12 protein-coding genes and 1 tRNA gene are annotated in these 12,260 nt (G+C 64.3%); 2 read left to right on the top strand and 11 right to left on the bottom strand.

Annotated elements, in window-relative coordinates:
• Window positions 1-32: 32 nt before the first annotated feature.
• From rplL to ACP7AX_RS09995, 9 genes are all read right to left on the bottom strand, one after another.
• A complete protein-coding gene (rplL, locus tag ACP7AX_RS10035) occupies window positions 33-410 on the bottom strand; it encodes a 50S ribosomal protein L7/L12 (RefSeq protein WP_131682896.1) in 378 nt (125 codons plus the stop codon).
• A gap of 78 nt (window positions 411-488) precedes the next feature.
• Window positions 489-1,100, bottom strand: coding sequence for a 50S ribosomal protein L10 (gene rplJ, locus ACP7AX_RS10030; RefSeq protein ID WP_426226327.1), 612 nt, complete (start codon window positions 1,098-1,100; stop codon window positions 489-491).
• Between the two features lie 296 nt (window positions 1,101-1,396).
• Window positions 1,397-2,515, bottom strand: a complete 1,119-nt coding sequence (locus ACP7AX_RS10025; RefSeq protein ID WP_426226326.1) for a GNAT family N-acetyltransferase — start codon at window positions 2,513-2,515, stop codon at window positions 1,397-1,399.
• Between the two features lie 8 nt (window positions 2,516-2,523).
• Entirely contained in the window at window positions 2,524-3,669 is a 1,146-nt protein-coding gene (locus tag ACP7AX_RS10020; protein WP_426226325.1) for a GNAT family N-acetyltransferase, read from the bottom strand.
• Between the two features lie 109 nt (window positions 3,670-3,778).
• Complete coding sequence (gene rplA / locus ACP7AX_RS10015) at window positions 3,779-4,486, bottom strand: 50S ribosomal protein L1 (RefSeq protein ID WP_131682900.1); 708 nt, start codon at window positions 4,484-4,486, stop codon at window positions 3,779-3,781.
• A 137-nt stretch (window positions 4,487-4,623) separates the two neighbouring features.
• Window positions 4,624-5,055, bottom strand: coding sequence for a 50S ribosomal protein L11 (gene rplK / locus ACP7AX_RS10010; RefSeq protein WP_024365990.1), 432 nt, complete (start codon window positions 5,053-5,055; stop codon window positions 4,624-4,626).
• Between the two features lie 130 nt (window positions 5,056-5,185).
• Window positions 5,186-6,082: a transcription termination/antitermination protein NusG gene (nusG, locus tag ACP7AX_RS10005; RefSeq protein WP_426226324.1), complete on the bottom strand. Its 897-nt coding sequence runs from the start codon at window positions 6,080-6,082 to the stop codon at window positions 5,186-5,188.
• Window positions 6,083-6,202: 120 nt separating this feature from the next.
• Window positions 6,203-6,487 (bottom strand): preprotein translocase subunit SecE, encoded by a 285-nt coding sequence (gene secE, locus ACP7AX_RS10000; protein WP_131682902.1) that lies wholly within the window; start codon window positions 6,485-6,487, stop codon window positions 6,203-6,205.
• A gap of 81 nt (window positions 6,488-6,568) precedes the next feature.
• Window positions 6,569-6,641, bottom strand: a tRNA-Trp gene (locus ACP7AX_RS09995).
• 273 nt (window positions 6,642-6,914) lie between these two features.
• Here ACP7AX_RS09995 and ACP7AX_RS09990 point away from each other — a divergent pair.
• A complete protein-coding gene (locus ACP7AX_RS09990) occupies window positions 6,915-8,132 on the top strand; it encodes a pyridoxal phosphate-dependent aminotransferase (protein ID WP_426226323.1) in 1,218 nt (405 codons plus the stop codon).
• A gap of 188 nt (window positions 8,133-8,320) precedes the next feature.
• Here ACP7AX_RS09990 and ACP7AX_RS09985 read toward each other — a convergent pair whose 3' ends face one another.
• Complete coding sequence (locus tag ACP7AX_RS09985; protein WP_426226340.1) at window positions 8,321-9,013, bottom strand: LuxR C-terminal-related transcriptional regulator; 693 nt, start codon at window positions 9,011-9,013, stop codon at window positions 8,321-8,323.
• Window positions 9,014-9,018: 5 nt separating this feature from the next.
• Window positions 9,019-10,491 carry a PspC domain-containing protein gene (locus ACP7AX_RS09980; RefSeq protein WP_426226322.1) on the bottom strand — a complete coding sequence of 491 codons (1,473 nt, stop codon included), beginning with the start codon at window positions 10,489-10,491 and terminating at the stop codon, window positions 9,019-9,021.
• Window positions 10,492-10,615: 124 nt separating this feature from the next.
• On the opposite strand from ACP7AX_RS09980, the gene ACP7AX_RS09975 reads away from it, so the two are divergent.
• On the top strand, window positions 10,616-12,232 hold the full coding sequence (locus ACP7AX_RS09975; RefSeq protein WP_426226321.1) for a PspC domain-containing protein: 1,617 nt from the start codon (window positions 10,616-10,618) through the stop codon (window positions 12,230-12,232).
• Window positions 12,233-12,260 lie beyond the last annotated feature (28 nt).

Raw genomic sequence — 12,260 nt, 5'->3', positions numbered from 1 at the left:
AGTGGACGGGGTTTTCCGTGGAGCGGCTTGAGTTACTTGACGGTAACGCGGGCGCCGGCAGCTTCGAGCTGATCCTTTGCCTTCTCGGCAGCTTCCTTGGTGACGCCTTCGAGGACAGCCTTCGGAGCGCTGTCAACAACGTCCTTTGCTTCCTTGAGGCCCAGGGAAGTGATGGCGCGAACTTCCTTGATCACTGCGATCTTCTTGTCGCCGGCAGCTTCGAGGATGACATCGAATTCAGTCTGCTCTTCAGCTTCTTCTGCAGCGCCGCCACCGGCGGGGCCTGCAACAGCAACCGCAGCAGCGGTAACTTCGAAGGTCTCTTCGAAGAGCTTGACGAACTCGGAGAGCTCGATGATGGTCAGTTCCTTGAAAGCTTCAATGAGCTCTTCGTTGGTGAGCTTCGCCATGGTGTGGCGTCCTTCCTGTAGTGGTGTTCAACGGCATCAGCCGCATTTTCACACCGGAGTCTGGTGGGTAAAGAGAAACTACTTCTCTTCGGCAGCGGGAGCTTCGGCGGGGGCCTCAGCTTCTGCGGCGGGAGCCTCTTCGGCCGGAGCCTCGTCGGCGGGAGCTTCTTCAGCGGCAGGAGCCTCGGCAGCTGCCGGTGCACCGTTCTCTTCTTCAAGCTTGAGTCGCAGAGCGTCAATGATGCGCACGGCCGCGGCAGCAGGAGCCTTGAGGATGCCTGCAACCTTGGCGAGCTGCAGCTCGCGGGACTCGAGTGCTGCCAGTGCAGCGACTTCGCTCGCGTTCAGTGCCTTGCCCTCGAAGTAACCGGTCTTGATAACCAGCTGCTTGTTGGCCTTGGCAAAATCCGTCAGGCTCTTGGCAGCGGCAACTGCGTCACCCTTGATGAACGCGATTGCAGTGGGGCCGGAGAGCTGGTCGTTGAATGCTTCAACGCCGGCTTCCTTGGCTGCAATGGCGGTCAGGGTGTTCTTGACGACCGAGAACTTGGTGTCCTGGCCGAGAGAAACACGCAGCTGCTTGAGCTGTGCAACGGTGAGCCCGCGGTATTCGGTCAGGACAGCGGCGTTCGATTCCTTGAAATCGTTAGTGATCTCAGCTACTGCTGAAACCTTTGTAGGCGTTGCCATAACCCTCCTTCCGGGGATAGTGCCGGTATTCGACGGTCCCCGCTCAAGTGAGCTAAAACTAAAAAACGCCCCGCGCAGATGCACGGGGCTTGGCTCAACATGGCTGATGCCGTGGAGCGTTGCTTCGTTCACCTGCGCCGGCCGCCCTATGTTCAGGGTCCTTCGTCCAGAAATACATTTGACCTCCAGCGCACAACTGCAGAGTTGAGCTGTGTACAGGAGAATGGATTTCCAACAACCGACGGTCTTTGGTAGTTCAAGCTTACGGGACGTGCTGCTCCACCACCAAATCGGCCTCAGCTCGTGCTGGTGCCCAGGTATGGAAGCTCTTTCTGCCAAATCCCCGTCACGCCGGCCGTGGTGAAGCCCAGTTGGTGGTTAACCGTCAGCAGGTACCTGTTCTCCGGGGCGTTCCAGGTGTAGATGACGCGGGCGTCGGGAAACTGCTCGGTGAGCCGCTCCATGTTTGCCAGCTTGATCAGCAGGCCCAGTTTGTTGCCGCGGTGGGCCTGCAGGACCAGGGTGTCGTCCTGGAAGACCACGTCGGGGCGGTGGGCCAGGACGCTGATGGTGGTCAGGCCCACCAGGGCACCGCCGGCGAGATGTTCAACGGCGGTGACCACCGTCCGCCGTCCCTGGGCGATGGTGACCTCTTCCGCTTCCCGGAGGATGGCGCCGTCGAACACCATGTCCTGCTCCACGGGAGTTTCAAGGGAAGGGTCGACGTCGGCGCCCGCCTGGTTTTCGAGCACGGCGACGGCCTCCAGCCACTCATCCGGGCAGCGATCGGTCCAGTGGTGGAGCCGGTAGCGCCCGTTGTTGGCTTCATCAGCCTCCGCCTGGAGATCGGCCACGAGCTTGGTGTCCAGCGGCAACGCGCAAGAGCTGAACTGTTCGATGTGCTGGAGGGTGTAGCCGGTCTTTTGGGCGAACTCGACTTCGCGGCTGTCCAGCGGCACAAAACCCTGCCCGGAGCCGGGTACCAACAGCGCTTCCTCGAACTCGTGCAGCGATGCGCCGGGATGGTTGGTATCCACCAGGATCAATGTGCGGCCTTCACCGCGGGCCAGGTGTTCGGCCTCGTGGAGCAGCTTCCGGCCCACGCCCTGCCGCTGGAACTCCGGCAGGATGTCCAGCGTGAATTCCGCAAGGTCCAGGTTCTCGGTCAGCGGCAGGGCAATGTCCACTGTGCCGACGATCTGGCCGTCCACCTTGGCCACCAGGATCACCTGGCGCTCGTACGGATCCGCCAGTTCCAGGAGCTTTTCCAGCGGTGTGTACGCGAGGTCATCGCTCCCCCACGTCTGCATCCGGACCTTGCGGCCCACCTCCACTGCGGCCAGGAAATCCGCTGCCTCGGGTGCATCCAGCGAGTCCGGGATCCAAAGCTGTTCGATCCGCACATCTTTTGCCATAAGGGGCATCATCCCAGCCGTTTCTGCCATTCGCCCTCATAACCAGCAGGTTGGAAGCCAAGCAAAGTATTGATCGCCAGCATATGCCGGTTTTCCACTGCGTTCCATGTCAGGACGGAGCGTGCCGCGGGCCAGCGCTGTTGGGCGGCCCTTAGGTTCGCGGCTTTGATGAGCAACCCCAGCCTCTTCCCACGGTGTTGGGAGGTCACCAGGCTGTCCTGCTGGGTGATGGACCGCGGGACCGCCGGCCGCCAGTTCAGCACCGTATAGGCCACGAGTTCGCCGCTGGTCCGGTGAAGTGCCGCGGCAACCTGGGTTTCCAGTCCGCTGCGGATGTTCACCTGCTCCTCGTGGCGCACCCTGGCCGCATCCCAGATCTCCGCTTCCCAGTCCAGCCCTGCGATGGGAACATCCGAGCTCATCCGGGCTTTGAGTGCCGCGTATTGATCCACGAATCGGTCAGGGCAGGTGTCACCCCAGGCCACCACGGCATAGCCGCCTGCATGCGGGGACGCCTCCGTCTCCAGCGAATCAAGCTGGTTCTGGCGCATCGGCAGGGCGAGCCTGCTTGCCCTTTCCACCTGCTCGAGCTGGTAGCCGGCACTGGCCGCGAAGGCCACCACGGCGTCATCAGCGGGTAACCCGCCGGCCCCTGACTTGGCCGGCAGCAGCCGGGCCGCCTGATCCACCGCCGCCGCCGGCAGCTCACAGTAGGCATCAAGCGACGTTCGGCCGCGGTCTATCGCCACGGCCTCGGCGTAGGCCAGAAGCCTGCGGCCCAACCCCTGGCGCCGATAAGCCGCCGTTACATCCACCGAAATGCCTGCTGTGTAGGTGTTCTCGCTGAGCGGCAACGTAACGGAGCAGGCGCCCACAGTTTCATGGCCCAGCTGTGCTATAAAAAGCTGCCGCTCCTCGTAGTCGCTTCCCTTCCAGTATTCGAAGCTCTCACTGAGGGTGGGGCAACGGTCCAGATCGCCCCACTTTTCCAGTTCGTGGGCTTCGCGGATCGCCTGGTACGCGTGGAGGCCGCTTGGGGCGCCGGGGTGGGCGGCGCCCGTGGCAGCGTCGGTGACCCGGGCACCGGGGTGCGTCCCGGCGTCGGGCGTTGAAGGAATTACGACGGCGGTGATCACCAGTTGCTGACCGGTCATTCCCCTAGCCTAGTGAGTTCGCCCGCTTAAACCGAAGGACCGCCCGGCGCGATGCCGGACGGTCCTTCGTTTTGTGCCGGACGGACCCGGCAGGGGAACTGGTGGAGGATTAGACCTCGGTCAGAACCTTGGTGACGTTGGGGTCCACGGAGATGCCGGGGCCGAACGTGGTGGCAACAGTGGCCTTCTGGATGTAGCGGCCCTTGGAAGCGGACGGCTTCAGGCGAAGGACCTCTTCCAGTGCTGCTGCGTAGTTCTCGGCCAGCTTCAGGGCATCGAAGGAAACCTTGCCGATGATGAAGTGCAGGTTCGAGTGCTTGTCGACGCGGAAGTCGATCTTGCCGCCCTTGATGTCGTTGACAGCCTTGGCGACGTCGGCGGTAACCGTGCCGGTCTTCGGGTTCGGCATCAGGTTACGCGGACCCAGGACCTTACCGAGGCGGCCAACCTTGCCCATGAGGTCAGGGGTGGCAACGGCGGCGTCGAAGTCGGTCCAGCCGGCTGCGATCTTTTCGATCAGGTCATCGGAACCAACGAAGTCGGCGCCGGCAGCGATTGCTGCCTCAGCCTTGTCGCCCGTTGCGAAGACGAGAACGCGGGAGACCTTACCGGTGCCGTGCGGCAACAGGACGGTGCCGCGGACCATCTGGTCAGCCTTACGCGGGTCAACGCCGAGGCGGAATGCGACCTCAACGGTGGCGTCGAACTTGGACGGGTTGGTGTCCTTGGCGAGGGTTACTGCCTCGAACGGCGCGTAGAACTTCTCGGCGTCGATCTTGGCGGCTGCTGCCTCATATGCTTTGCTGCGCTTTGCCATGCTGCTATTTCTCCTTGTGCAGTTGTGGTCTGCGGACCGCGCTGGGCCCTGCCACAAGTTGGCCATCCGGCTGATATATCCGGGTGCCAACATTTCAATGTTTCAGTGGTGCCGGTTTCCCGGCGGTGGAAGGCTGTTTAGCCTTCGACTGTGATACCCATGGAGCGGGCGGTACCGGCGATGATCTTCGCTGCGCCTTCGAGGCTGGTGGCGTTGAGGTCTTCCATCTTGGTGGTGGCGATCTCGTTGACCTGGGCCTGGGTCAGCTTGGCAACCTTGACGGTGTGCGGGGTGGGTGAACCCTTGGCAACGCCGGCAGCCTTCTTGATGAGCTCCGCAGCGGGCGGAGTCTTGGTGATGAACGTGAATGAACGGTCCTCGTAAACCGTGATTTCCACGGGGATGACGTTTCCGCGCTGGGCTTCAGTGGCAGCGTTGTACGCCTTGCAGAATTCCATGATGTTGACACCGTGCTGGCCAAGCGCAGGACCGATCGGCGGGGCCGGGTTAGCGGCGCCTGCCTGGATCTGCAGCTTGATGAGGCCGGTGACCTTCTTCTTGGGAGCCAATGTAAGGTCCTTCTCTCAATATCTTCCTGGGACACAGGAGCGTGCCTCAGGTTGTTGGCCGCCATGGCGAGGCGGCCGGCCGTTCCGGGGCTGCTAAGCGGGCAGTCCGGAACGAATTCTGTGCTGGTTACTAGATCTTGCTGACCTGGTTGAACGCCAGGGTAACCGGGGTTTCGCGCTCGAAGATGGAGACCAGGACCACGAGGGTCTGGGATTCCACCTTGATCTCGGAGATCGTGGCCGGGAGGGTCTCGAACGGGCCTTCCTTGACGATGACCGATTCGCCGACCTCGAAGTCGACGTCAACCGGGGCGGCGGCGTGCTTGACCGGCTTGCCCTTTTCGGCCTGCTCTTCTTCGAAGACCGGGGCCAGCATGGAGAAGACTTCGTCAAGGCGCAGCGGCACGGGGTTGTGGGCGTTGCCCACGAAGCCGGTTACGCCGGGGGTGTGGCGGACGGCGCCCCAGGAGGCATCCGTCAGGTCCATGCGGACCAGGACGTAGCCGGGGATGCGGACGCGGTTGATGACCTTGCGCTGAGCGTTCTTGATCTCAACGACCTCTTCCATGGGCACCTGGATCTCGAAGATGTAATCTTCCATGTCCAGGGTCTGGATGCGGGTCTCAAGGTTGGCCTTTACGCGGTTTTCGTAACCGGCGTAGGAGTGGATGACGTACCAGTCACCCTCCTGGCGGCGCAGCTTGGCCTTGAATTCGTCGGCGGGGTCCACCTCAGCCTTTGCGGCCGCGGCGGCCAAAGCATCAGCGTCGTCGTCGGCTTCTGCGACGTCCTCGGAGAGTTCGCCGTCAGCGGCGTCGCCCTCTGAGTCGTCGTCCTCTGAAGCGGCGTCGCCCTCTGAGTCAACGTCCTCTGAAGCGGCATCCGCCGCAGCGTCAGAGTCGTCGTCGGAATCGGCGTCGGCAGATTCGGGCGCAGCGGACTCAACCTCAGACTCTTCACTGGCTTCAGCCGTGTTGTCCGTGGACTCTAACTCAGTCTCGGTTTCCTCGAGCTCCTGCTCAGACACTTGGTCTCCTGCTTCCTCATTGCCTAACATGCCTATTTAAATGGCTCAATTCCGCACACCAAGTGGCTTCCCTTTCCGGTTACCCGGATCGGGGCCACACGGCCTGCGGACGATTCGCCCTTAGCTGTCCCCGGGAGCAATCCCGCCGAAGACCCAGCGGACAGCGGATCCAAATCCGATGTCCAGCAGGCTGACGATGACCATCATGATGGCCACGAACACCAGCACTACGAGCGTGTAGTTGATCAGTTCCTTGCGGGTTGGTGCTACAACCTTCTTCAGTTCGCCGATGACCTGGCGGATGAAGAGTGCAATGCGAGCGAAGAAGTTTGCCTTGGCGGCCTTCTTAGCTGGGCGGCCCTTGGAGCTGCTGGCAGCTGTTTCGGTCACCTGGTCCTCACTCATCTTTGCAATGTTGGATTACCCGGTCCTGATCAGAACCATGGTTGCTGCGCGTGCCCCGGCTTCACGCCGGGGCAGCTTGCGCAGGGCAGACAGGACTCGAACCTGCAACCTGCGGTTTTGGAGACCGCTGCGCTACCAATTGCGCCACTACCCTATGGATCAAAAACCGGAATCATGCGTCAACCGCCAGCTTTCACTGGGGCGCACGTCATCATCCGTGTTTTCAACACCGGAGAACCAGTCTACGCAACATCTACGTGTACGTCGAACCAGCCCCGTTCCGGGCCCTTCGTGTTGCACTTTGTGGCGTCCTGACCTGCAGTCACATCCACGCCGGCAATCCGAACGATCCGCTGAACAGCATAGAGTAGATCACGTCGAATTCCACCATTCAGCCTCCGGGCTGCAAGCGAAGAACGGACCTGCCATGTCTGCCGCCCGCGTTTCCCAGCGCATATCCGCCATTGCCGAATCCGCAACCCTGGCCGTCGATGCCAAGGCCAAGGCGCTGAAGGCAGCCGGGCGTCCGGTTATTGGATTCGGTGCCGGCGAGCCGGACTTCCCCACTCCGGAATACATCGTCAAGGCCGCCATCGAGGCCGCGGGCCAGCCCAAGTACCACCGCTACTCCCCCGCCGGTGGCCTGCCCGAGCTCAAGAAAGCCATCGCGGAGAAGACCCTGCGGGATTCCGGTTATGCCGTGGACGCATCCCAGGTCCTGGTGACCAACGGTGGCAAGCAGGCCGTCTACAACACGTTCGCCACCCTGCTGGATCCGGGCGACGAGGTCATCATGCCCACCCCGTTCTGGACCACTTACCCGGAGGCCATCCGGCTCGCCGGCGGTGTTCCCGTAGAGGTGTTCGCCGGCCCGGAGCAGGAGTACCTGGTCACGGTGGACCAGTTGGAAGCCGCTGTCACCGACCGGACGAAAGTCCTGCTGTTCGTGTCGCCGTCCAACCCCACAGGCGCTGTGTACTCGCCTGAGCAGGTTGCTGAGATCGGTAAATGGGCCGCGGCGAAGGGCCTCTGGGTGGTCACGGACGAGATCTACGAGCACCTGACCTACGATGGCGTGCCCTTCACCTCCATCGCCACCGCCGCCCCGGAACTGGGTGACAAAGTGGTCATCCTCAACGGCGTTGCCAAGACCTACGCCATGACCGGTTGGCGCGTGGGCTGGATGATCGGCCCTGCCGATGTCATCAAGGCCGCCACCAACCTGCAGTCGCACGCCACCTCGAACGTCTCCAACATCATGCAGATCGCCGCCCTCGCCGCGGTCTCCGGCCCGCTGACCGCCGTCGATGAGATGAAGGTCGCTTTCGACCGCCGCCGCAAGGCGATCGTCGCCGGACTCAACGCCATTGAAGGCGTGGAATGCCCGACGCCGAAGGGCGCCTTCTACGTCTACGCGGACGTCCGCGGGCTGCTCGGGAAGGAATTTCCGACGGCGGCAGGCACCGCCACGCCGTCGACCTCCGCTGAGCTGGCGGCCCTGATCCTCGACGAGGTGGAAGTGGCCGTTGTGCCCGGCGAGGCCTTTGGCCCCTCCGGCTACCTGCGCCTCTCCTACGCCCTGGGCGACGACGACCTCGCCACCGGCGTGGCGCGGCTCCAGGAGTTCCTCGGCAAGGCCCAGTAGGCACGCTCTCTCACTTCCTGCAGGAAAACCGGAAACGCTCTATCACTCTCTTGAAGAGAGTGATAGAGCGTTTCGGTTTAAGCGACGTTAAGTGAAAGAGCGTCGGGAAAAAGGGGGCGATAAGTGAAAGAGCGTCGGGGGGGGTGGTGGGGGGTTGGTGTGGGGGTGGTGAAGTGGTGAGCGGTGGGTTAGAGGAGGCGACGCTCCGCGGCCCACTTTGTCAGTTCGTGCCTGCTGGAGAGTTGGAGTTTGCGGAGCACGGCGGACACGTGGGTTTCCACGGTCTTGATGCTGATGAACAGTTCCTTGGCCACTTCCTTGTAGCTGTAGCCGCGGGCGATCAGGCGCATGACCTCGAGTTCGCGGGCGGAGAGTTTGTCCAGTTCGTCGGCGATATCGGCCGGGGCGGTCCCGAAGGCGTCGAGCACGAACCCTGCCAGGCGCGGCGAAAACACGGCGTCCCCGCCCGCCACCCGGAACACGGCATCGGTGATTTCAGCGCCGGAAATGGTCTTGGTGACGTACCCGCGGGCTCCGGCACGGATGACCGCCACCACATCCTCGGCGGCATCCGAAACACTCAGTGCCAGGAATTTGGTGGTGGCCAGCAGCGACGCCGAGCCCGCTATGACTTCCCGCCCGCCGCCGCCGAGGCCGCCGGGGAGGTGCACATCCAGAAGCACCACCTCCGGACGTTCCTGGGCGATCACGGCGATGGCCTGCTCCACTGTGGCCGCCTCGCCCACCACGTGGATGCTCGCATCGAGATCTGCCTTAAGTCCGGAGCGGAAAATGGCGTGGTCATCCACGATCACCACGCGTACCGACCTGGCAGGCCCGACCGGGCCGTTTCCGCTCCCCGGGTTTCCGCCCCCTTGCATTTCGCTCATGATTTCCCTTCCACGTTGTCAGTCTGTGCCCCCGGCAACCCCGCCGGCATCCTTAGCCTGACTTCGGTGCCTTCCGGTGTGCTGGTGATGGACGCGGCTCCGCCGTGCCGCCGCATCCGGCCGATGATGGACTCCCGGACGCCAAGCCTGTCTTCGGGAACGTCCTGCAAATCGAATCCGGGCCCGCGGTCCTTGATGAAAATTTCGGTGTTCTCGCCGGAGACCTCGAGGTAGACGGATACGGCCCCGCCGCCATGCCGCGATGCGTTCAGCATGGCCTCACGGCTGGCCTGGACCAGGGCTTCGTGGGCTTCGGTCATGGCGGTGTCTCCCACGCTGACCACCTCAACAGCATTGCCAAGGAAGTCTTCCACCTCTGCAGCCACCGCCTTGATGCGGTCTGAGAGTTGCCCGGCGTCCTTGCCCGGGTCCTGGAAAAGCCAACCCCGGAGTTCGCGTTCCTGTGCCCTGGCGAGGCGAACAACGTCATGCTCGTTGCCGGCCCGGCGCTGGATCAGGGCAAGGGTCTGCAGCACGGAATCGTGCAGGTGGGCCGCGATCTCGGCCCGTTCTGTTTCACGGACCCGGCCGGCCCGCTCCGCTTCCAGCTCCCGCCAGAATTTCAACGCCCACGGCAGCATCACCAGCACCACTCCGCCGAGTACCGCCACCGAGGCCAGCAGGGCCAGCCACGTCTGTTCCCATGACCCGGAGCCGGACACCATGACCAGGACGCCGGCAACCACCAGCGCCAGCCCCGCGGCCAGGCGCGCCCAGCCGCCGGCCTGATCGGCCTTGGTTTTGTCCAGCAGCCCGGCCCGGCGCGTCTCATCCAGCTGCATCCAGGCAATGGAGGCGCCGCCAAGGACGGCGGCGGCGGGAATCAGGGTCCCCAGCGGCACGTCGATGCCCAGAAGCTGGGCGATCAGGATGCCGGCAACCAGGAGCAGGCCGGCGCCCAGGAGGATCTCTTTGCCGTAACGCATCCCGCGGACCGTAAACCACGGCTGACGCGCGGCACCGGGGTATCCCGTCCCGGCCCATGGCCCGGCGGCACTGCTGGGTCCGGCAGCAGGGCTGGGACCGACGCCGCCGCCTGACGCCGCGCCGGCGGCGGATGCGGCAGTAACTCCGGCGGCAGCACCGCCGTCGGACTTTCCCCACAGCGGCGGAGCGGGCGGCACCATCCACGGGCCGTCCACGGTGGCCGGAGCCTGGCTCACGGCGGGGGCAATGACCGACGCCGGGCGGCGGGCATTGCGGCGGGCGCTTTCATCGGCGGTGGGCACCATGATCCAGAGCCAGGCGTAAAACGCCACGCCTGCGCCGCCGGCCAACGACGTCAACACCATGGCGATCCGGACAGTCCTGACCGGCCAGCCCAAATGGGCTGCCAGGCCGGCACATACGCCTGCGATGATGCGATCGCTGCTGCGCACCAGGGGCGGGCGGATGAGGACGGGGTTCATGGATCAATCCAAACACGGATCAGGGTTCCCCGGACCCGGATCGGGCCCTAACCGGGGGGATCTCAGGGGCCGTTCAGGGTGTTCCCCAGTAGAGCCGGACGTGCCCGGAGCGGAGGATCGAATTATGAACTCGCAGACCCCCACCCCCGATGACGGCCAGCCTACGGAGCCCCTCCCCAGGCCCCGGCCAACAGAACCCCTTCTCCCTCCCCCACCTGCAACGCCGCAGGACACTCCGGAAGGCAGCCGGCAGGGCGAACGGCCCAACAACCCGCCGCCCGCAGCCTCCGGCCCGTACGCCAACCAGTACGCCGGTCCCTACACCGGCCAGAACCCCGGCCCCTACCCGAACCAGTACGCAGGCGCGAAGCAACCCGGCCAGCCGACCGACTTCTTCCCCTGGATCCGCAGCCACGGAATCGTGCGCGGACGGGACCGGTGGATCGGCGGCGTGTCCAGCGGCATCGCCTACCGGATGGGCGTGGACCCGCTGATTGTCCGCGGTATCTTTATTGTCCTGACCATCTTCGCCGGAATCGGCGTGCTCCTGTACGGCCTGGCCTGGGCGTTCCTCCCGGAGCCGGACGGACGCATCCACGTCCAGGAGGCCAGCGCCGGGCGGTGGTCCAGCGGCATGACAGGCTCCCTGATAGCCACCATTCTGGGGCTCACCGGCCTCGGCGGCGGCTTCTGGGGCTGGAATGACCGCGGCTTCGGCCCCTTCCTGTGGACACTCTTCTGGGTGGGCGCCGTTGGCTTCTTCATTTACTACCTGGTCCAGCGCAACAGCGCCTCCAATGGAGCCCCCATGAACACAAACCTTCCGGAGCCGGGCAGCACAGGCAGCGGCACTGCAGGTTCCGCCGGCTTCCCGCACACGCCGTACGGCCCCTCCTACTCACTGGCTGATACGACGACGGCGGGCAACCCGGCTCACGCCCCGGCCGGCCCTTCCTCCTCCGCGCCGTACACCGGCGGACCTTCGGGGACCGCTCCGTACGGCGGCCCGCCCTACGGCGGACCCTATGGCGGCGCACCCTACGGCGGCGCACCCTACGGCGGAGGGCAGCCGCCGCGCGGCCCGGACCGCGAACCCGCAGACCGGCCCGCCGGTCCCGGCACACCGGCAGTGGCCATCAGCGCAGGCGCGGCCCTGCTGGTGGGCGGCGGCCTCAAAGCCCTCGACGCCGGGAACGTGATCGATCTGGGTGACTCCGCCAACGCGGTGGTGTGGGCCAGCGCCGCCGCCGTGCTCGGGCTGGGCATCCTCCTCTCCGGAATCCGGGGCCGCACCGCCGGCATCCTCAGCTTCTTCGCCGTCGTGGCACTGATCACCGGTGGCATCTACAACGTGGTGGGCAACGGGGACAGGGTCCGCTTCCAGCAGGTGGACTGGACACCGGTGAGCATTGAACAGGCCGCTGAAGGCCTGGACATCACTGCCGGCGATGGAACTGTTGACCTCACCAGGCTGCAGCTCGATCCCCCGCTGAGCTCCGACGTCGTGGTTCCGCTGAACATCACCGCCAGCAACGTCACGGTTCTCATTCCGGAGAACGTCCCCGTGGATGTCAGGGCGGACATGACCCTGGGCAACCTCAATGAGGGCGGCAACCGCCGCAGTGGCGGCACCACCACCCGGGAAAGCAACTACAACACCAACGAACCGGGCAGGCATCTGGTCATCGAAATCGACGGCACTGTCAGCAACGTCACTATCGAGGAAGGCAACGTCAGATGAGCAGCATGAGTCCAAATTCAGATCAGTA

The organism is Pseudarthrobacter sp. DSP2-3-2b1, from assembly GCF_049895945.1.
In the GTDB taxonomy this organism is placed as follows: Bacteria; Actinomycetota; Actinomycetes; order Actinomycetales; family Micrococcaceae; genus Arthrobacter.
The sequence above is the reverse complement of the archived record's forward strand: the minus strand, read 5'-3'. Positions and strand labels throughout refer to the sequence as shown.

Excerpts from the sequence above, each read along its gene's own strand:
- rplL (WP_131682896.1), bottom strand. The coding sequence starts at position 410 with ATGGCGAAGCTCACCAACGAAGAGCTCATTGAAGCTTTCAAGGAACTG.
- rplJ (WP_426226327.1), bottom strand. The coding sequence starts at position 1,100 with ATGGCAACGCCTACAAAGGTTTCAGCAGTAGCTGAGATCACTAACGAT.
- ACP7AX_RS10025 (WP_426226326.1), bottom strand. The coding sequence starts at position 2,515 with ATGGCAAAAGATGTGCGGATCGAACAGCTTTGGATCCCGGACTCGCTG.
- ACP7AX_RS10020 (WP_426226325.1), bottom strand. The coding sequence starts at position 3,669 with ATGACCGGTCAGCAACTGGTGATCACCGCCGTCGTAATTCCTTCAACG.
- rplA (WP_131682900.1), bottom strand. The coding sequence starts at position 4,486 with ATGGCAAAGCGCAGCAAAGCATATGAGGCAGCAGCCGCCAAGATCGAC.
- secE (WP_131682902.1), bottom strand. The coding sequence starts at position 6,487 with ATGAGTGAGGACCAGGTGACCGAAACAGCTGCCAGCAGCTCCAAGGGC.
- ACP7AX_RS09990 (WP_426226323.1), top strand. The coding sequence starts at position 6,915 with ATGTCTGCCGCCCGCGTTTCCCAGCGCATATCCGCCATTGCCGAATCC.
- ACP7AX_RS09985 (WP_426226340.1), bottom strand. The coding sequence starts at position 9,013 with ATGCAAGGGGGCGGAAACCCGGGGAGCGGAAACGGCCCGGTCGGGCCT.
- ACP7AX_RS09980 (WP_426226322.1), bottom strand. The coding sequence starts at position 10,491 with ATGAACCCCGTCCTCATCCGCCCGCCCCTGGTGCGCAGCAGCGATCGC.
- ACP7AX_RS09975 (WP_426226321.1), top strand. The coding sequence starts at position 10,616 with ATGAACTCGCAGACCCCCACCCCCGATGACGGCCAGCCTACGGAGCCC.